Annotated in this window: 17 protein-coding genes and 1 tRNA gene; 10 read left to right on the plus strand and 8 right to left on the minus strand. The window is 62.5% G+C overall.

The window, feature by feature from the left end; all coding sequences use genetic code 11:
• Positions 1-2: 2 nt before the first annotated feature.
• Both EN846_RS21490 and EN846_RS21495 read right to left on the minus strand, forming a co-directional pair.
• Positions 3-374, minus strand: coding sequence for a hypothetical protein (locus tag EN846_RS21490; RefSeq protein WP_127311827.1), 372 nt, complete (start codon positions 372-374; stop codon positions 3-5).
• A 293-nt stretch (positions 375-667) separates the two neighbouring features.
• Entirely contained in the window at positions 668-1,186 is a 519-nt protein-coding gene (locus EN846_RS21495; protein ID WP_127284710.1) for an outer membrane protein assembly factor BamE, read from the minus strand.
• Positions 1,187-1,300: 114 nt separating this feature from the next.
• On the opposite strand from EN846_RS21495, the gene EN846_RS21500 reads away from it, so the two are divergent.
• The 7 genes from EN846_RS21500 to EN846_RS21530 all read left to right on the plus strand — a co-directional run bounded on the left by EN846_RS21500 (position 1,301) and on the right by EN846_RS21530 (position 6,059).
• A complete protein-coding gene (locus EN846_RS21500) occupies positions 1,301-1,837 on the plus strand; it encodes a ubiquinol-cytochrome C chaperone family protein (RefSeq protein ID WP_127311828.1) in 537 nt (178 codons plus the stop codon).
• A 10-nt stretch (positions 1,838-1,847) separates the two neighbouring features.
• A complete protein-coding gene (locus tag EN846_RS21505) occupies positions 1,848-2,396 on the plus strand; it encodes a DUF177 domain-containing protein (protein ID WP_127392055.1) in 549 nt (182 codons plus the stop codon).
• 128 nt (positions 2,397-2,524) lie between these two features.
• Positions 2,525-3,595, plus strand: coding sequence for a phosphate acyltransferase PlsX (gene plsX / locus EN846_RS21510; RefSeq protein ID WP_127284713.1), 1,071 nt, complete (start codon positions 2,525-2,527; stop codon positions 3,593-3,595).
• Between the two features lie 9 nt (positions 3,596-3,604).
• Positions 3,605-4,576 (plus strand): beta-ketoacyl-ACP synthase III, encoded by a 972-nt coding sequence (locus EN846_RS21515; RefSeq protein WP_127392053.1) that lies wholly within the window; start codon positions 3,605-3,607, stop codon positions 4,574-4,576.
• 102 nt (positions 4,577-4,678) lie between these two features.
• Positions 4,679-5,002 (plus strand): integration host factor subunit alpha, encoded by a 324-nt coding sequence (locus EN846_RS21520; RefSeq protein ID WP_006201891.1) that lies wholly within the window; start codon positions 4,679-4,681, stop codon positions 5,000-5,002.
• 131 nt (positions 5,003-5,133) lie between these two features.
• Complete coding sequence (locus EN846_RS21525; protein WP_126054931.1) at positions 5,134-5,676, plus strand: MerR family transcriptional regulator; 543 nt, start codon at positions 5,134-5,136, stop codon at positions 5,674-5,676.
• Positions 5,677-5,762: 86 nt separating this feature from the next.
• Entirely contained in the window at positions 5,763-6,059 is a 297-nt protein-coding gene (locus EN846_RS21530; protein WP_127311113.1) for a hypothetical protein, read from the plus strand.
• A 72-nt stretch (positions 6,060-6,131) separates the two neighbouring features.
• On the opposite strand, the gene EN846_RS21535 is transcribed toward EN846_RS21530, so the two are convergent.
• The 3 genes from EN846_RS21535 to EN846_RS21545 all read right to left on the minus strand — a co-directional run bounded on the left by EN846_RS21535 (position 6,132) and on the right by EN846_RS21545 (position 7,942).
• Positions 6,132-6,407, minus strand: a complete 276-nt coding sequence (locus EN846_RS21535; RefSeq protein ID WP_127282154.1) for a hypothetical protein — start codon at positions 6,405-6,407, stop codon at positions 6,132-6,134.
• Between the two features lie 172 nt (positions 6,408-6,579).
• The gene (locus tag EN846_RS21540) at positions 6,580-7,584 is read right to left on the minus strand and encodes an ATP-grasp fold amidoligase family protein (RefSeq protein WP_127392052.1); all 1,005 of its coding nucleotides are present in this window, start codon (positions 7,582-7,584) and stop codon (positions 6,580-6,582) included.
• 154 nt (positions 7,585-7,738) lie between these two features.
• Entirely contained in the window at positions 7,739-7,942 is a 204-nt protein-coding gene (locus EN846_RS21545) for a hypothetical protein (RefSeq protein WP_127282152.1), read from the minus strand.
• 367 nt (positions 7,943-8,309) lie between these two features.
• On the opposite strand from EN846_RS21545, the gene EN846_RS21550 reads away from it, so the two are divergent.
• Together EN846_RS21550 and EN846_RS21555 are read left to right on the plus strand one after the other, a co-directional pair.
• Positions 8,310-8,573 carry a helix-turn-helix transcriptional regulator gene (locus EN846_RS21550; protein ID WP_127282151.1) on the plus strand — a complete coding sequence of 88 codons (264 nt, stop codon included), beginning with the start codon at positions 8,310-8,312 and terminating at the stop codon, positions 8,571-8,573.
• A 217-nt stretch (positions 8,574-8,790) separates the two neighbouring features.
• Positions 8,791-9,192: a hypothetical protein gene (locus EN846_RS21555; RefSeq protein ID WP_127392051.1), complete on the plus strand. Its 402-nt coding sequence runs from the start codon at positions 8,791-8,793 to the stop codon at positions 9,190-9,192.
• Positions 9,193-9,282: 90 nt separating this feature from the next.
• On the opposite strand, the gene EN846_RS21560 is transcribed toward EN846_RS21555, so the two are convergent.
• A tRNA-Pro gene (locus EN846_RS21560) sits at positions 9,283-9,359 on the minus strand.
• Positions 9,360-9,578: 219 nt separating this feature from the next.
• Here EN846_RS21560 and EN846_RS21565 point away from each other — a divergent pair.
• Complete coding sequence (locus EN846_RS21565; protein ID WP_127392050.1) at positions 9,579-12,908, plus strand: AAA family ATPase; 3,330 nt, start codon at positions 9,579-9,581, stop codon at positions 12,906-12,908.
• Between the two features lie 107 nt (positions 12,909-13,015).
• Here the strand turns inward: EN846_RS21565 and EN846_RS21570 are convergent, their stop codons facing one another.
• Complete coding sequence (locus tag EN846_RS21570; protein ID WP_127392056.1) at positions 13,016-14,215, minus strand: O-antigen ligase family protein; 1,200 nt, start codon at positions 14,213-14,215, stop codon at positions 13,016-13,018.
• 89 nt (positions 14,216-14,304) lie between these two features.
• Positions 14,305-15,840 carry an undecaprenyl-phosphate glucose phosphotransferase gene (locus tag EN846_RS21575; protein WP_127282148.1) on the minus strand — a complete coding sequence of 512 codons (1,536 nt, stop codon included), beginning with the start codon at positions 15,838-15,840 and terminating at the stop codon, positions 14,305-14,307.
• Positions 15,841-15,965: the final 125 nt, after the last annotated feature.

The raw sequence follows: 15,965 nt of genomic DNA on the forward strand, positions 1-15,965 counted from the left end.
GCTCAGCCTCCCTTGAGCCGCAAAAGCTTGATGAAGACGACGTCCGTGCGCGCTGAAATGACGGCCACGTCGTCCAGCGCCATCATTTGCTTGCCACCGACGACCACCATGAAGGCGTTGCGCGAAAAGGCCTCGATCGCTGCCGCCACAGCCTGGTCCGGGTTGGTCTTCTTGAGCGGTCCGGTGTTTGGCGCATAGAGCAGGGTCTCGATCGCCGCGTCGTTGCGCGAGGCGTGCAACCTGTCATGCTCCAGCAGCACGCGTTCGGTGATGATCTGCCGGAGCGTGCACGGGACGCCGTCCTTCCAGTCCAGGACGAAGCTCTGGACCGGCTTGCGGGCGCCGATCTGGTCGTACATGACGATGCGGCTCATCTGACCCTCCGATCCGGCTGATCTTGTGGATCAAAAATTATAGGCAGATGAAACCCAAGCGCCATTGCGTTTTGTGGTGGATAAACGGCTAACGCAGAAGTTGCGCCCGCCACAGGATCAATAAAGGATCATCGGGACACTGGACGGCTTCGGTTTTGCTCTTCGAGCGAAGCTGGCCTCGCTGAGCCGGAACGGCCGGTCAGTACCAAGCAAAGACCCGCCGGAGCGATCCGGCGGGTCCCTGGCTGCCTGATTCTGTGTTGCCCGCGTGCGAAAAGCGAGCCGGCCGTCGGTTACATGCCGTTGCCGCCGCCTGGCAGGCCGGGCGCCAGCTTGCTGGCGCCGTTGATGATCTGGCTGAGGAAGTTCTGGTCCTTGCCGCCGGTCGGCGTGGTGCGCGAGATGAAGTCGAAGACCTTGCCGTCCTTCAGCCCGTAGTTGGCGATCTGGGTGACGCGGCCGTCGGCGCCGAAATAGACCGCCAGCACTTTCTGATCGACCAGATGCGGCTTGTCGAAGGCGACATAGCGCTTGCGCGTCTGCGAGATGTAGTAGAAGGCCTCGTTGTCGAAGGTCGCCGTCGTCGACGGAGTGCCCAGCGCCAGCAGCACCTGTTCGCGGCTCGATCCCACCGGCACCGAGTCGATGGCCTGCTGGTCGATGACGTAGCCCTGGGTCAGCGTCTCGCCGGGGCTGAGATCGCCGATCATCTTGGACGAATTGCAGGCTGAAAGGGCGGCCGCCGCCACCAGCAGCGATGCCATGCCGGCCGGCCTGGCCAGGAAATGCAACTTGAAATTCAGCGCGCGCAACAACAACTCCATTAGCCGACCGCAACTTGCGCTGGGCGGCAAAACCGGTAAACCAGCTTGCCTGCCGATGCAACAAGGCCAATTCAACAAACGGTCCCCGGGAGACCACCCTCAATGTTCCAGCGCTTTTTTGGCCGCGAACGCCATGCCAACCGCGCTATCACCGAGGCGCTTTACGCACAAATCGTGGCGGCGGCGCGGCAAGCCGTTTTTTATTCCGACTGGAATGTGCCGGACACGCCGCTTGGTCGTTTCGAGATGCTGTCGCTGCACATGTTCCTGTTCCAGCACCGGCTGCGCGGCGAGAGCGGCGCCGCGACCGAGGTCGCCCAGGTGCTCATCGACGAGTTCTTCCTGGATGTCGAACATTCGCTGCGGGAACTGGGCATCAGCGACGTCGGCGTGCCGAAGCGCATGAAGAAGCTGGCCAAGATGTTCTATGGCCGCACGGCCGCTTACGACGATGCGCTCGAGCGCGACGACAGGGAAGCGCTGGCCGCCGCGCTTACCCGCAATGTCGTGCCCGACGCGGGTGAGTGGCCGCAGGCGCCGCTGCTGGCCGCCTATGTCGCGGATGCCGCCCGGCATCTTGCGGCCCAGCCGGCCGAATCGATCGCATCCGGCACGCTGACGTTTCCGGCGGCCGGCTGAGGAGGCGAAGATGAAACATATCGACCCGCAAAGCCAGGTTTCCTTCATCGCCAATGTCGCCCGCCTGCCGCAAAAAGGCCTGCCGGTGACGATCGAGGCCGACGAAAGGCAGCGCGCGGCGCTCGCCGTCGAGCACGAGCTGCTCTCGGTCGAACGCTATCGCGCCGAGCTTCTGGTGGCGCCGTGGAAGCGCAATGGCGTCAAAGTCAGCGGTCGCGTCGAGGCCGACATCACCCAGGCCTGCATCGTCACCCTGGATCCCGTGGAGGCGCATATAGACGAGCCGGTCGAGGCGCTGTTCCTGCCCGAGCAGTCCAAGCTCGGGCGGCAGGGTTTCGAAGGCGGCGGCGAGATCGTGCTGGATGCCGACGGACCCGACAGCCCGGAGACCTTTTCCGGCGACACGATCGATGTCGGCGCGCTCGCCGAGCAGTTCTTCGGGCTGGCTATCGACCCCTATCCGCGCAAGGCCGGCGTGTCGCTGGAGGTCTCCGGCGACGGCGAGGCCGAGGAAAGCGAATTCCAGCAAAAGCTGCGTTCGCTGCTTGGAAAATCCTGAAAGCGGACCCGATATTAGAAAAGCCGGTTGTGCGGCAGCGCAAAAACGCTATTTTCGCCGAACCTTCGCGAGCCCCCGAACCTGACCAGCTCAAGCCGCCGGCAGGCAAACCGTGAGATGAATACCGCGTGATCAGGATTTCCATCGATGCCATGGGCGGCGATCACGGACCAGGCGTGGTCATCCCGGCGCTCATGACGGTCGCCATCCGTCGTCCCGACATCCGCTTCATCATTTATGGCCGCGAGGATGCGGTGCGCCCCGAGCTGGCCAAATTCCCCAAGCTCGCCGAGGTGAGCGAGTTCGTGCATTGCGAGATCGCGGTCCGCATGGACGACAAGCCGAGCCAGGCGCTGCGCCATGGCCGCTGGAAGTCATCGATGTGGAAGGCGGTCGAGGCGGTGAAGTCCGGCACCGCCCAGGCCTGCATCTCGGCCGGCAACACCGGCGCGCTGATGGCGATGTCGAAATTCTGCCTGCGCACCATGGCCACCATCGACCGTCCGGCGATCGCCGCGATCTGGCCGACGACGCGCGGCGAAAGCGTGGTGCTGGATGTCGGCGCCACCATTGGCGCGGATGCGCACCAGCTCATCGATTTCGCCATTCTGGGTACTGGCATGGCGCGCTCGATCTTCGGCATCGACCGTCCGAGCGTCGGTCTGCTCAATGTCGGCGTCGAGGAGATCAAGGGCCAGGAAGAGGTCAAGGAGGCCGGGCGCATGCTGCGCGAGGCCAACATGGCATCGATGAACTATCGCGGCTTCGTCGAAGGCGACGATATCGGCAAGGGCACGGTCGACGTCGTCGTCACCGAAGGCTTCGCCGGCAACATTGCGCTCAAGACCGCGGAAGGGACCGCCAGGCAGATCGGCGGCTATCTGCGCGCCGCCATGAGCCGTACGCTGATGGCCAGGATCGGCTATGTCTTCGCCAAGGGCGCCTTCGACCGGCTGCGCGAGAAGATGGATGTCGGCCGCTCCAATGGCGGTGTCTTCCTCGGCCTCAACGGCATTGTCGTGAAGAGCCATGGCGGCGCCGATTCGGACGGCTTCGCGGCGGCAATCGAGCTTGGCTACGACATGGTGCGCAACAATCTACTTGACCGCATCGAGGCCGATCTCGATCTGTTCCATGCGCGCAATCCGCATGCCCAGGCAAACAGGAAATCCGACGTCGTCGTCGACGCAAAGGAATAGGAAAGAGCTTTGATCAGATCAGTCGTGCGCGGCTCCGGCGCCGCGCTGCCCCGCCGCATCATGAAGAATGCCGATTTCGAAGGCATGGTCGAGACCTCCGACGAGTGGATCGTCCAGCGCACCGGCATCCGCCAGCGCCATGTCGCGGCCGATGACGAGACCACCGCCTCGCTCGGCGAGGCGGCCGCGCGCGCGGCACTCCACAGCGCCGGCCTGACGCCCGCCGACATCGACCTGATCGTGCTGGCGACCTCGACGCCCAACAACACCTTTCCGGCGACCGCGGTCGAGATCCAGAACCGGCTCGGCATGCATCACGGCTTTGCCTTCGACATGCAGGCGGTCTGCTCAGGCTTCGTCTACGCGGTGGCGACCGCCGACCTCTACATTCGCGGCGGCTTGGCCAAGCGGGTGCTCGTCATCGGCTCCGAGACCTTCTCGCGCATCCTCGACTGGAACGACCGCTCGACCTGCGTCCTGTTCGGCGACGGCGCCGGCGCGCTGGTGCTGGAAGCCGGCGAGGGGACCGGCACCATCGCCGACCGCGGCGTGCTGGCGGCGAGCTTGCGCTCCGACGGCGTCCACAAGGAGAAGCTGTTCGTCGATGGCGGGCCTTCGACCACCGGCACCGTCGGCCATCTCAGGATGGAGGGCCGCGAGGTGTTCAAGCATGCGGTCGGCATGATCACCGACGTCATCGAGGCGACGTTCTCGCAGGCCGGCATCACCGCCGACGATCTCGACTGGTTCGTGCCGCATCAGGCCAATAAACGGATTATTGACGCTTCCGCCAAGAAGCTCGGGATCGCCGAGCAAAAAGTGGTGGTTACGGTCGATTTGCACGGTAACACGTCGGCTGCGTCCGTGCCGCTGGCGCTGTCAGTGGCCGTCGCCGACGGCCGCATCAAGAAGGGTGATCTGGTGCTGCTCGAGGCGATGGGCGGGGGCTTCACCTGGGGCGCGGTTTTGGTCCGCTGGTAAGTGCCGAACGGAAGGGTTCGGTCCTTGACCTTGACGGATCAATTACTTAGGCTCTGCCGTTGCTTGTACCGATTTATGTTTTTGAGCTGATGGGACGGTCGCATGGGGGGAAAGACACTTACGCGCGCCGACCTTGCCGAAGCCGTTTACCGCAAGGTTGGCTTGTCGAGAACTGAATCGGCCGAGCTCGTTGAAGCGGTGCTGGATGAGATTTGCGAAGCCATCGTGCGCGGCGAGACGGTCAAGCTCTCATCCTTCGCGACTTTCCATGTCCGCTCCAAGAACGAGCGCATCGGCCGCAATCCCAAGACCGGCGAGGAAGTGCCGATCCTGCCGCGACGGGTGATGACCTTCAAGTCGTCGAACGTGCTGAAGAGCCGCATCTTGCGCTCGCACCAGAACAGCAAGGCCAAGGGCGGCAAGTAGCCGCCGCAAATGCCCGGTTGATAATGTCCGCGCGTTTTGACGTCGGGCTTGAATATTGTTCCATAAACCGCTGAAATAAGGCTCGATTCGGCAGCAATTGGCCCGATCGCCGTCCAGCGGAGGATTCACCCATGGACAAGAGCCCCGATGCTTTCCGCACCATCAGCGAGGTCGCGGAGGATCTCGATCTGCCGCAGCACGTGCTGCGCTTCTGGGAAACCCGTTTCAACCAGATCAAGCCGATGAAGCGCGGTGGCGGCCGCCGCTATTACCGGCCGCAGGACGTCGAACTGATCAAAGGCATTCGCCATATGCTCTACGACCAGGGCTACACCATCAAGGGCGTGCAAAAGTTGTTGCGCGAGAACGGCAACCATTTCCTGGTTGCCATCGGCAATGGCGACATGGCGGCCGTCGAGGCGATCGCGCAGCGCCGGCAGGCAGAACAGGTGCCGCTGACGCCGGCTGCCCAGCCGCGCGGCGCCGACGACGAGATGCTGGTCGGCCAGCCCAGGGTGAAACCCAGCCGACGCTTCTTCGGCCTCGGCAAGAGCGACGATGAGGGGCCGGTCCAGCCGGACTCCTCGAAACTGTCGCGCGACAACCGCGCCCTGTTGCAGGAAGCGCTGTTCGATCTGCTGGAGTGCAAGCGCCTGCTCGACCAGGTGCGTTAGGCGCCGCTCGCTGACAGTCGGTTGACCGGAACTGCTTGTGCGCCCATGCGTTACGCCTCCTTCTGCACAAGGAAGGAAAACGCATCATGGCAACGCTTTCGACCGTCTCCGATCTCGAAAAGCAGGTCGCAACCCTCTCCAGGGAACTGGCTGCTTTGAGGAAGGCCATCTCGAGGCAAGGTGGCGCCTACTATGAGGACGGTCGCGACGCCGCTTCGGATTACTATTCCCAGCTGGCCGGGCGCCTCGCCGATGCGCTGCCGGTGATCGGCGGCAGGGGCAAAGCGATCGAAAGGACGGCACGCGAGCATCCCGCGACAGCTGCCGCCGTCGGGCTGCTCGTGCTTGGACTGGTTGCCAGCCTGTTCCTCGCGCGGCGTTAGCGCGCCCCCGAAAGGTGAAAGAAAATGGCGGCCGTCGCGCGGACGGCCGCCATTTCCTTGATCGCAGGTCGATCAGTTGGCGAGCTTGAGCCGCTTCGTCGGGTCGACCTTCATGACCTGGCTGCACTTGCCGTAGACGGTGCCGTTCTTGTCGGTGGCGTCGGTATAGGTGCCCTTGCAGTCGATCTCGAGCACCAGACAGGAGCCCGCGCCCTTGCACACCGCGCCGCCGTCGCCGGTGGGGTGCGTGCCGGCGAAGGCCGAGCTCGGGACGGAAACCGAACCGAGGGCCGAGACAGCGATGGCCGCGGCGAGCGAGATGCGCTTGAAGTTGGTGAAGTTGGTCATTTGAGCATTTCCTTCTCTTTGATCGAGGATCGCCGTTGCGGCGTCCTTCTGGTTGGGGAGCGCCTTCGTGGCGTCCATGCAGGCTTGGTGCGGCCCGGAGGGGAAAGGTTCACGCGTCGGTTCAAATTTTTTGCCGAGGCGGAGGCCAGAGCGCGAGCTTGGTGCCGCTTGGTCAGGCCTGGCGAGGGCTCGTCGCCGGCCGGCGATTGCGTACGTCGGCCCGACACCAGGCCTTGAGCGCGCGGGCATAGAGACCTGTAATGCCGCGATGCCGTCTGCGCAGATAGTCCGATCGGTCGAGCCGCCAGTTTCGCTCGATCGTCGCCATGATTTCCGGATTGGTCCACGTGCCGTAGCCGGCGGCGGAGTAGACGGTGAGCTCACCGGGATAGAGACACTGGCCGGTGACAAGGAAGTCGATCCTGATGTGATCGAGATCGCCGGCGATGCGCGGCGCGATCGCCGCCGCCCGGCGCACATAGTCGACAAGACGGTCGCTGACCGGCAGCGCCTGGTCCTCGCGCGGATAGTCGGGGTCGCGCCCGGGCAGCGGCTTGCCATCGCAGTCGAACAGGTGCGAGAGGCGGGCCTGCTTGTCTTCCACCCAGACATGGCAGACCGTGCCGCCGCAGACATGGACTTTGATGTCGGTGGCGATTGCTCCGCCACTCAGCTCGAGCCGCTCCTCGACGAAGACCGCTGGCACGATCGGCCAATACGCCCATTCGCCGTTTCGGCGCCCATAGCGTTTCTTGAGCCAGCCCCTTGCTGTGGCGATGACGGTGGCACGGTCCGGCCGGCCGCCGGAAACGAAGATGTTCATCGCGCAGCCATGGTTTGCCTTGACCACCGCATTGCCTGTCAACAGCCCGGGTGGGATGTCGGCGGGGTCGCGCCCGGACCAGAGCGTTTTGGCTTGAGGCAGTTCAGGGCAGATGCCGCGAACATAATCCTTCGCCGCGAGCTTGTCCGTCAGCGTCACGAACAGCGGATTGCGATCGACGGTTTTCCGCCAGAGCATCAGCTCGTGATAGGTCCTGGGCGCGGCGGGATTGGGCAGATAGCCGAGCTTCATGGCGAAGCGGACGATCAGGGCAGGATGGCGAAGCGTGAGCAGCAGCCGCGCGACAGCCAGGACCAGGCGGTGCATTACCGGCAACCTGGCATTGGCCAACATCAGGCACCCCTTGGGATGCAACCAGGTCTGAGCGCAGCAGCGCGAACTGCCTGTGCCGCGAACGCTGATGGCACGATGCCATCAGAGCAGGGCAGGAAGGCCGGTTACGGGCAACAACCAAAAACCGGCCTTCCTGTCGGATAAGCCGGTTTGCTTAGGCCTTCTTCGCCACCAGCTTCTTGTGGTGGTGATGATGGTGATGATGATGGTGATGCTTGCGATGGTGCTTGCGGTGATGATGGTGACGGTGATGCTTGTGATGCATCGGAGCAGCATCGGCGCTGGTCGCGCCGAGGATCGGCATCGAGACAGCCAGGGCCACAGCCAGCCCGAGAGCGGAGAGGAGGGACTTCTTCATGACATCGTTTCCTTTTGCGCGGGCCGTTTCTGGAGACATCGGACCATATCGATGGCTCGAGCGCCGCGATTGGGGACTATCCTCCTGGATTCTTTCGGCAATTTTTCCCGAGTGTAGAATTTTGTTTCTGGATTGTGTCTCAGGTCTTCCCCGCCCCGGTTCGGCCGGGCGCTGCTCCGGTGTGCCGAGGTGAAAGGCGGCGGCGCCCATTTGGCTGGTTCGATTCCGCGAGATCATTCCGGCGCAGTTTCACGATGGCGTGACGCCCGTTTTGACGCTTGGCAAATCGCCCGCGAGCGGTCATTGTCTCGCTCGTCTCAGGCAACCCCATGATTTGATCAGACGGTTTCAACCCAAGGAGTTGCCAATGCCCGCCACTGCCAGACGCGAAGTTCTGTCCGATTTGATTGCAACACCCGGCTACAGCGCCCTCAAGGCCGCCCGTGAAACCAGGGGATACAGCCTCGAAGAGCTGTCCCTGACATGCGGCCTGTCCACCCACGAGATTGCCGATATTGAAAGCGGCAGGGATGCCGACCCCTCGAAGCTCCGGCGAATCGCCGTCGCGCTCCAGATGCCGGAAGGCGCTTTCATCGACATGCCAGCGTCTGAAAATCGGCCCATGCAATAGTCGAGCTGTGTCGACCCAACGAGCCCGCCACGGTTTGCCTTGGCGGGCTTTTTAGTTCCGTGCAGAGTTCACCCATATCCTTACGCGGCGCGGCCTCGATTCGCTGGTGACTGAGGCGGCAAAGAATTCGGTGCATAACTCAGCCAGGGCCTATTATTAGTCCTTGCTGATGGATCTGTCCCGACGCTAGCGTGCTGCGGGGCTTTCAGAAGGCGATATGCTAGAGCGGATCGTAACTGCCACCACAACCAGTTCGCGCCAATTCAACTTTCTTGTTCCTGACGACGTCATCGACGCCGTCCAGCGATGCATCGACTGCGCTGCTCCCGGACGCATCATTTCGACCTATTCGGTGGTTCAGTCGGTGCGGGACAAGGTCCCGGATTGCGAGCTATCCGATGAGCAGATTGAGCGCTACGCGGTTCTGTGCGCCGTGGACCAGGCGCTGGCGGTGCATTTCGACAGGCGAGGAAGCGCGCGGGATCCTTGTTCGCCGCTGAGCAGGACTCACTGGCGACTCGTGCCGAAGTGGAAGATCAAGCCGCGGCCGCGCCTGGCGCATGTCTTGTTCCACCGGCTTCCGCCCAGGCCCGACCAACGTCGGTCGGCAGCGCCCTGATCGCGACCGGGCGATTCCAGCGGCTTTCGCTCTGAATAGCGAAAAGGCGCCACAGGGCGCCTTCGACAAACCAGGGCTTTCAAGGAAAAATGGTCGGAGTGGCCGGATTCGAACCGACGACCCCTTGACCCCCAGTCAAGTGCGCTACCGGGCTGCGCTACACTCCGGACCGCGCAAAGCCCTATATTCTCAAGGGGTCTGGCGCAAGTGCCTTGTCCGAACAAAATCGAGGGAACTAGAACAAACAAGGTCCCGGTGTGCCTTTCGTGACCAAAAAGCACACCGAAAAGCACACCGGATGTTCTCGGTGTGTTCCCATGCATCTCTTCATTCCCTGGCATCTGAGTTAACATTGCTGAGGGACCCCATTCGTTGGGAGAGCTGGTGTGGACGTTGCCGTCTGGTTGCGAGGCCTCGGGCTCCAGCAATACGAGCAGGCATTTCGCGATAACGCCATCGACGCGGAAGTTCTGCCGGAGCTGACCGATGCCGACCTCGAGAAGCTCGGTATGCTGCTTGGTCATCGCAAGCGATTTCGTAAGGCGGTAGTGAGGCTGGGGATGGCATCAAGCCGTCCCGCCCCGAGCACCGATGACATCGTGGCTCAAAACCGCCAGGACCTAGGCGCGGAGCGTCGACAGCTGACCGTCATGTTCGTGGATCTCGTTGGATCGACGGCGCTCGCGTCGCGTCTGGATCCGGAGGACCTGCGCGAGATCATCGGAGCGTATCACCGCTGTGTCGCCAATACGGTCGCTCACTTTGGCGGCTTTGTCGCCAAGTATATGGGCGACGGGGTCTTGGTTTATTTCGGCTACCCGCAAGCGCACGAGAACGACGCGGAACAGTCTGTGCGCGCTGGTCTTGCTCTCGTCGATGCTGTTAGGCGACTCCAAGAGCCCGAGCCATTGCGGGTTCGTATCGGCGTCGGCACCGGGCAGGTCGTCGTTGGCGATCTGATCTCCGCCGGCGAAGGGCAGGAGCGCGGCGTGGTGGGCGAGACGCCGAACCTCGCTGCCCGCCTGCAGGCTCTCGCCGAACCCGACACGGTCGTGATCGGGCCGCAATCGCGGCAGCTGGTTGGCGATCTTTTCGAATATCACGATCTTGGCTCCGTCGAGGTGAAAGGCTTTCCGGAGCCGATCCACGCCTATCAAGTGACTCGTGAGAGCGCTGTCGAAAGCCGCTTCGAGGCGCTGCACGGGGCAACCCCCACGCCGCTGGTCGGACGTCAGGAGGAGGTCGACCTGCTGGAGCGTCACTGGCATCGCGCCAAAAGTGGCGAAGGTCGCGTGGTACTGCTCTCAGGTGAGCCGGGCATAGGAAAATCGCGCCTCACTGTCACCTTGCAGGAGCGGATCCAGAATGAGCCGCGCACCTACTTGCGCTATTTCTGCTCAGCGCACCACCAAGACAGCGCGCTCCATCCGATCATTGCGCAGCTCGGACGCGCAGCTGGGTTCGAGCGCGACGACATGTCGGGGAAGCTGGATAAGCTTGCGGCCCTGCTTGCCCCGGCCTCGTCGGAGGACGTGGCGCTGCTGGCCGAGCTGCTGTCGTTGCCGACCGAAGGTCGCTTTCCGCCTGTCCAGCTGACACCCCAACGTAAGAAGGAAAAGACCTTCGAGGCGCTGCTTCGGCACCTCCAAGGCTTGGCGCGACAAGGTCCGCTGCTGATGCTCTTCGAGGATGTCCACTGGATCGACCCCAGCTCGCGCGAGCTGCTCGACTTGGTCATCGAGCGAGTGCCGCGCTTGCCAGTGCTGCTTCTCCTCACCTTTCGCCCCGAGTTTCAACCACCGTGGACCGGGCAGGCGCACGTCACGGTTCTTGTCCTCAATCGACTCGACCGTCGTGAAGGTGCTGCGCTGGTCCAGCGGGTCGTAGGCACCGGAGAGCTGCCGAGCGACCTTGTCGCAGAGATCATCGAGCGCACGGATGGGGTGCCGCTGTTCGTCGAGGAGCTGACCAAGGCAGTATTGGAGGGCGGGAACGCCAGGACAGTGCTCTCAAGAGCTGGTGCGACGGTGTTGAACGTTCCCGCCACGCTGCATGCCTCGTTGATGGCGCGGCTCGATCGCCTCGGCTCAGCCGTTAAGGAGGTCGCACAAATTGGCGCGGTTCTCGGTCGGGAGTTCTCCTACGAATTGCTGGCAGCGGTAGCACAGCGAAATGCCGCTGAGCTAAATGGCGCACTGGATCAACTCGTCGGCGCCGGTCTGGTGTTCTGCCGCGGGACTCGTCCACTGGCCACTTACCTCTTCAAGCATGCGCTCGTTCAGGACGCAGCGTATGGCACGCTGCTGCGCGCCAAGCGCCAGGAGCTACATAAGCGGGTCGCAGATATGTTAGAGGAACAGTGGATCGAAATCACCGAAGCGCAACCCGAGCTCCTTGCGCACCACCTTCAGGAAGCGGGGGATTGGGCGAGCTCGGTCGATCACTGGCAAAAGGCGGGAGAGGCCGCTCTGGCCAGAGCGGCAACCCGGGAAGCCGTGTCGCACTTTGCCAGTGCTATTGATTGCAGCAGGAGACTTGGCGACGTCTCCGGCGGCGCCGAACGGGTGACGCGTCTCCATCTTGCGATGGCCAATGCCTTGATGCAGGCAGAAGGGTATCGTTCTGAGCGCCTTGGGAAGACGCTTGAAGACGCACGTCTTGCAGCCGCGAAGACTGCATCGGTCGAATTGCAATGTGACGTTGCGCTTTCACTCGCTCCATTTTTTTATGCCACTGGGCGCAATCACGATTACCTGACCCTGGCCGAAGAGCAGCTCGCAAACTGTGCCGATCTCCTTCCAACGGCCCATCTGAGTGGTCTTTGGGCAACAAAGGGGATCGCTCATTCCAACCGAGGAGAAGAGCCGCTGGCAGCAGAGGCCTTGCGCAAGGCCTTAGATCTGATTGATCGCGTTGACCCAAGTCATCGTATTTCGTTCGCCGGTGCGGATCAACGTGTCTCTGCCCAAGCATATTTCAGCGAATCGCTGATCATATTGGGTTTCTTTGATGCTGCAGTCGAAGAGAAAGAGCGCCTGATGCGCTATTTTGACCAGCTCGACAAGCCTTTCGACCTCGCGTGGCATCTTCTCGTGCAGTGCCAATTGTGCGCGCTACTTGGTCAATACGAGGAACTCCTTGAGAACGCTACGAAGATCGTCGAGATTTGCGAACTGCATGGCTACACGGCGCGTCGAGGCAGCGGCATTAGGTGGCGTGGTCATGCCCGCTCGCATTTAGGCGAACTGGATGCCGGCATCGATGACGTCCGGGAGAGTTTGGTTCTTTGGCGTGGGCACGGCGTCGTATTTCATACCCCTGAGAAAGCATGCGAACTTTGTGGTCTTCTCCTGAGGGCCAGTCGCATCGAAGACGCATCGCAAATGCTTGATGATGTCGATACACTCGTTTTCGACACGGACGAGACAAGCTACCTGGCAGAATGCCTCCGGCTTCGTGGCCAAATCGCCGCGAGCAAAGGTGACCTAGCTGGTGCCGCGCGCCTATTCGAAACAGCGATTGCTACTTCAAAGCGGCAGAAAGCGCGACTTTTTGAACTCCGCGCCATAACGCAACTTGCACCAATTCTCGCGCTACAAGGTCGTGTCCATGAGGCAGAAGTGCGGCTTCGATCTAAAATTGACGCGCTTGAATCCAGATATCCGGTCGTCGACCTCATCGAAGCGAAAAGGGCGCTGGACACGCTACGTCAATGAGCTCTCGTTCAGCCTTGGTTGAAAACTGCTTGGCCCATTGCGCGCACACGTCCGTCCGGGCTGGAGTGTGACGGATGGGTGAGATGACGTTCGCGCTTGTCTCCGGCCTAAGTCTTCTGATGCCGGTATTCGAGCGCGATCGCGCCCCAGATCAGGCCGAGCAGCAGGTAGACATGGCGCCAGTGATCGATGTCGATGAAGGTGCCGAGCCCGATATTGCCGATGAAGGCGACATAGGCGCACAAGAGATAGGGCTGCCAGGGCCGGTCGCGCAGAAGGATGCGGAAGCCGGCCACGATCGTCCACACTGTCAGCGTCAGGAAACAGATGAAGCCAAGCCAGCCGTAGTCCATCAGCATCTTCAGCCAGATGTCGTGCGTGTCCTCGCCAAAGATGGTGCCGAACACCAGCGGGCCGATGCCGAACGGATGCTCCATCGCCATCTGGAAGCCGATCGTGTAGCGGGCGAACCGGCCAAGGCGGGCGGTGTCGTAGCTTTGCTCGAGATGGGCGCGGCTGGAGAACATCTCGGCCACGCCCGGCAGTTGCAGGATGACGACCATGGCGATGACAAGCAGCGCCATGGCGGCGACCGTCATGATGACCACGCGCAGCCGGAACTTGCCGCTGTTGCTCTGCAGGAAGAGTGCGCCGGTCAGCAGCACGGCCGAAACCGCGAACATGCCCCAGGCGCCGCGCGAGAAGGAAAAGAAGATGCCGGCGGTGATGACCAGGAGCGGCGCGGCGACCAGCGGCATGCGCGCGACGGGGCCGGTCAGGAGCAGATAAAGCAGGTAGACGCCGGGCAGCACCAGGAACGGCCCGAACACGTTCGGGTCCTGGAAGGCGCCGGCGGCGCGGTCGTATTTGGTGAAGACCTCCGCTCCCGGGAAGGCGTGGAAATAGCCGGCAATGCCGAGCAGCGCGGTCAGCACCGCCGACACCACATAGGCGGTGAAGATCAGCCGGTAGAGACGAGGCTGCACCGACGTGACCGCGGCATAGAAGATCGCGGTGAAGGCGAGGAACATCGACACGGCAAGATAGAGCGGCGTGTTGGCGAGGTTCGCCATCTGCGTCATCGAGATCATGCCGCCGATGTTCATCACTATCAGCAGCACCAGAAGCGGCACCGCCGCCCGCGAGATCCGCAGGCCGAACAGCGCCCACACCGCGATCAGGCAGACCATGAAGAGGTCGTAAGGCGCCGGTTCGTCGATGACGAAGCCGGAAAGCAGGACGCCGAAGAACACCGCGGCCGATGCAATCAGCGCCGCCAGCTTGGCGTTGACCGCCTGAGGCGGCAACTGGTTGACCGCCTGGGGCGGCAACTTGTTGACCGCCTGGGGCGGCAACTTGTTGACCGCGGCCGCCGGCAGCTCATGGGCCACCGCGCTCAATAGGCGTTTTCCGTGTTGAGCAGCCGCACCGGGGTCAGGAACAGGATCCTGAGATCGAACAGCAGCGACCAGTTCTCGATGTAATAGAGGTCGTATTCGGTGCGCATGCGGATCTTCTCATTGGTGTCCATCTCGCCGCGCCAGCCATTGATCTGCGCCCAGCCGGTGACGCCGGGCTTGACCTTGTGGCGGGCGAAATAGCCGTCGACCACCTCGTTGTAGAGAAGGTTGTGCGACTGGGCGGCGATCGCATGCGGACGCGGACCGATCAGCGACAGCGAGCCGAACAGCGAATTGAAGAACTGCGGCAGCTCGTCGATCGAGGTCTTGCGGATGAAGCGGCCGACGCGGGTGACGCGCGGATCGTTCTTGGTCACCGTCTGCTTGGCGGTCGGGTCCGAGCGGTCGGTGTACATCGAACGGAACTTGTAGACCTCGATGACCTCGTTGTTGAAGCCGTGCCGCTTCTGCTTGAACAGCACCGGCCCCTTGCTGTCGAGCTTGATGGCGATCGCCGTCGCCAGCATGACCGGCGAGAAGACGATGATGCCGATGATCGAGAACAGGATGTCGAAGGCGCGCTTCGCGACCGAATCCCAGTCGTTGATCGGCTTGTCGAATATGTCGAGCATCGGCACCGAGCCGATGTAGGAATAGGCGCGCGGGCGGAATTGCAGCGCGTTCGAATGCGCCGACAGCCGGATGTCGACTGGCAGCACCCACAGCTTCTTCAGCAGCTGCAGCACGCGCGATTCGGCGGTCAGCGGCAGCGACACGATCAGCATGTCGATGCGGGCAATGCGCGCGAAGTCGATCAGCTCGGAAATGTTGCCGAGCTTGGGATAGCCGGCGACGATCGGCGGCGAGCGCTTGTCGCCGCGATCGTCGAAGATGCCGCAGATGCGGATGTCGTTGTAGGGCTGCCTCTCGACCGAGCGGATCAGCATCTCGGCCGACTTACCGCCACCGACGATGACGGCGCGCCGCTCCATGCGTCCGTCGCGGGCCCAGCGCCGGATCAGGTTGGACATCACCAGCCTGAGGCCGAAGATAAGCACGAAGCCGACGACAAACCAGGTGCCGAACAGGAGGCGCGAGTAATCCTCCGAAATCTTCATGATGAAGGCCGTCAGCGCCATCAGCGCGTAAGTGCCGGCCCAGACCAGGAGCACGCGGCCAAAATTGGCGATCGGCCGCATCAGGGCCGAGACCTGGTAGCTGTCGGTGACGTCGAGCAGCACCACCGCCAGGAACGAGGCCGCGGCGATCGTCAGCGGGTACTGCCAGGCGAGATATTTGAAGAAGCCGACATAGTAGACATAGACGCAGAGACCCGACAGGAACAGCAGCGCGAACTCGACCATGCGCAGCACGCCGCTGACCATGATCGGCGACATCGTATCGCGCCGGTATTGCGAGGCGACCTGGCGCGCCACATCGTTGAGGCTGCTCGATGCTTCGCTCGGGGCAGGGCCGTCGAATTTGCGTACCGCGTCCATGGAAAAGCGGTGTGCGGGGTCGATCTCGTTCATTGGATTGTCCGCGGGCTTCGCTCAGCTGAATAGCAAAAGAGAGCTAAGAAACCCTTGAGACAACCGATGGCTTTGAAGCGGTTGCCACCCAGCGTTGAGGAAAAGGGCGCTGATCGGCGTGAAAA

Origin of the sequence: Mesorhizobium sp. M4B.F.Ca.ET.203.01.1.1, assembly GCF_004791025.1 — a bacterium.
Lineage (GTDB): Bacteria > Pseudomonadota > Alphaproteobacteria > Rhizobiales > Rhizobiaceae > Mesorhizobium > Mesorhizobium abyssinicae.

Bases quoted from the DNA above. Each gene is read 5' to 3' on its own strand.
- EN846_RS21490 (WP_127311827.1), bottom strand. From the start codon at position 374: ATGAGCCGCATCGTCATGTACGACCAGATCGGCGCCCGCAAGCCGGTC.
- EN846_RS21525 (WP_126054931.1), top strand. From the start codon at position 5,134: ATGGACAAGAGCCCCGATGCTTTCCGCACCATCAGCGAGGTCGCGGAG.
- EN846_RS21575 (WP_127282148.1), bottom strand. From the start codon at position 15,840: ATGAACGAGATCGACCCCGCACACCGCTTTTCCATGGACGCGGTACGC.
- EN846_RS21555 (WP_127392051.1), top strand. From the start codon at position 8,791: ATGCTAGAGCGGATCGTAACTGCCACCACAACCAGTTCGCGCCAATTC.
- EN846_RS21530 (WP_127311113.1), top strand. From the start codon at position 5,763: ATGGCAACGCTTTCGACCGTCTCCGATCTCGAAAAGCAGGTCGCAACC.
- EN846_RS21535 (WP_127282154.1), bottom strand. From the start codon at position 6,407: ATGACCAACTTCACCAACTTCAAGCGCATCTCGCTCGCCGCGGCCATC.
- EN846_RS21545 (WP_127282152.1), bottom strand. From the start codon at position 7,942: ATGAAGAAGTCCCTCCTCTCCGCTCTCGGGCTGGCTGTGGCCCTGGCT.
- EN846_RS21500 (WP_127311828.1), top strand. From the start codon at position 1,301: ATGTTCCAGCGCTTTTTTGGCCGCGAACGCCATGCCAACCGCGCTATC.
- EN846_RS21505 (WP_127392055.1), top strand. From the start codon at position 1,848: ATGAAACATATCGACCCGCAAAGCCAGGTTTCCTTCATCGCCAATGTC.
- EN846_RS21520 (WP_006201891.1), top strand. From the start codon at position 4,679: ATGGGGGGAAAGACACTTACGCGCGCCGACCTTGCCGAAGCCGTTTAC.
- EN846_RS21540 (WP_127392052.1), bottom strand. From the start codon at position 7,584: ATGTTGGCCAATGCCAGGTTGCCGGTAATGCACCGCCTGGTCCTGGCT.
- EN846_RS21550 (WP_127282151.1), top strand. From the start codon at position 8,310: ATGCCCGCCACTGCCAGACGCGAAGTTCTGTCCGATTTGATTGCAACA.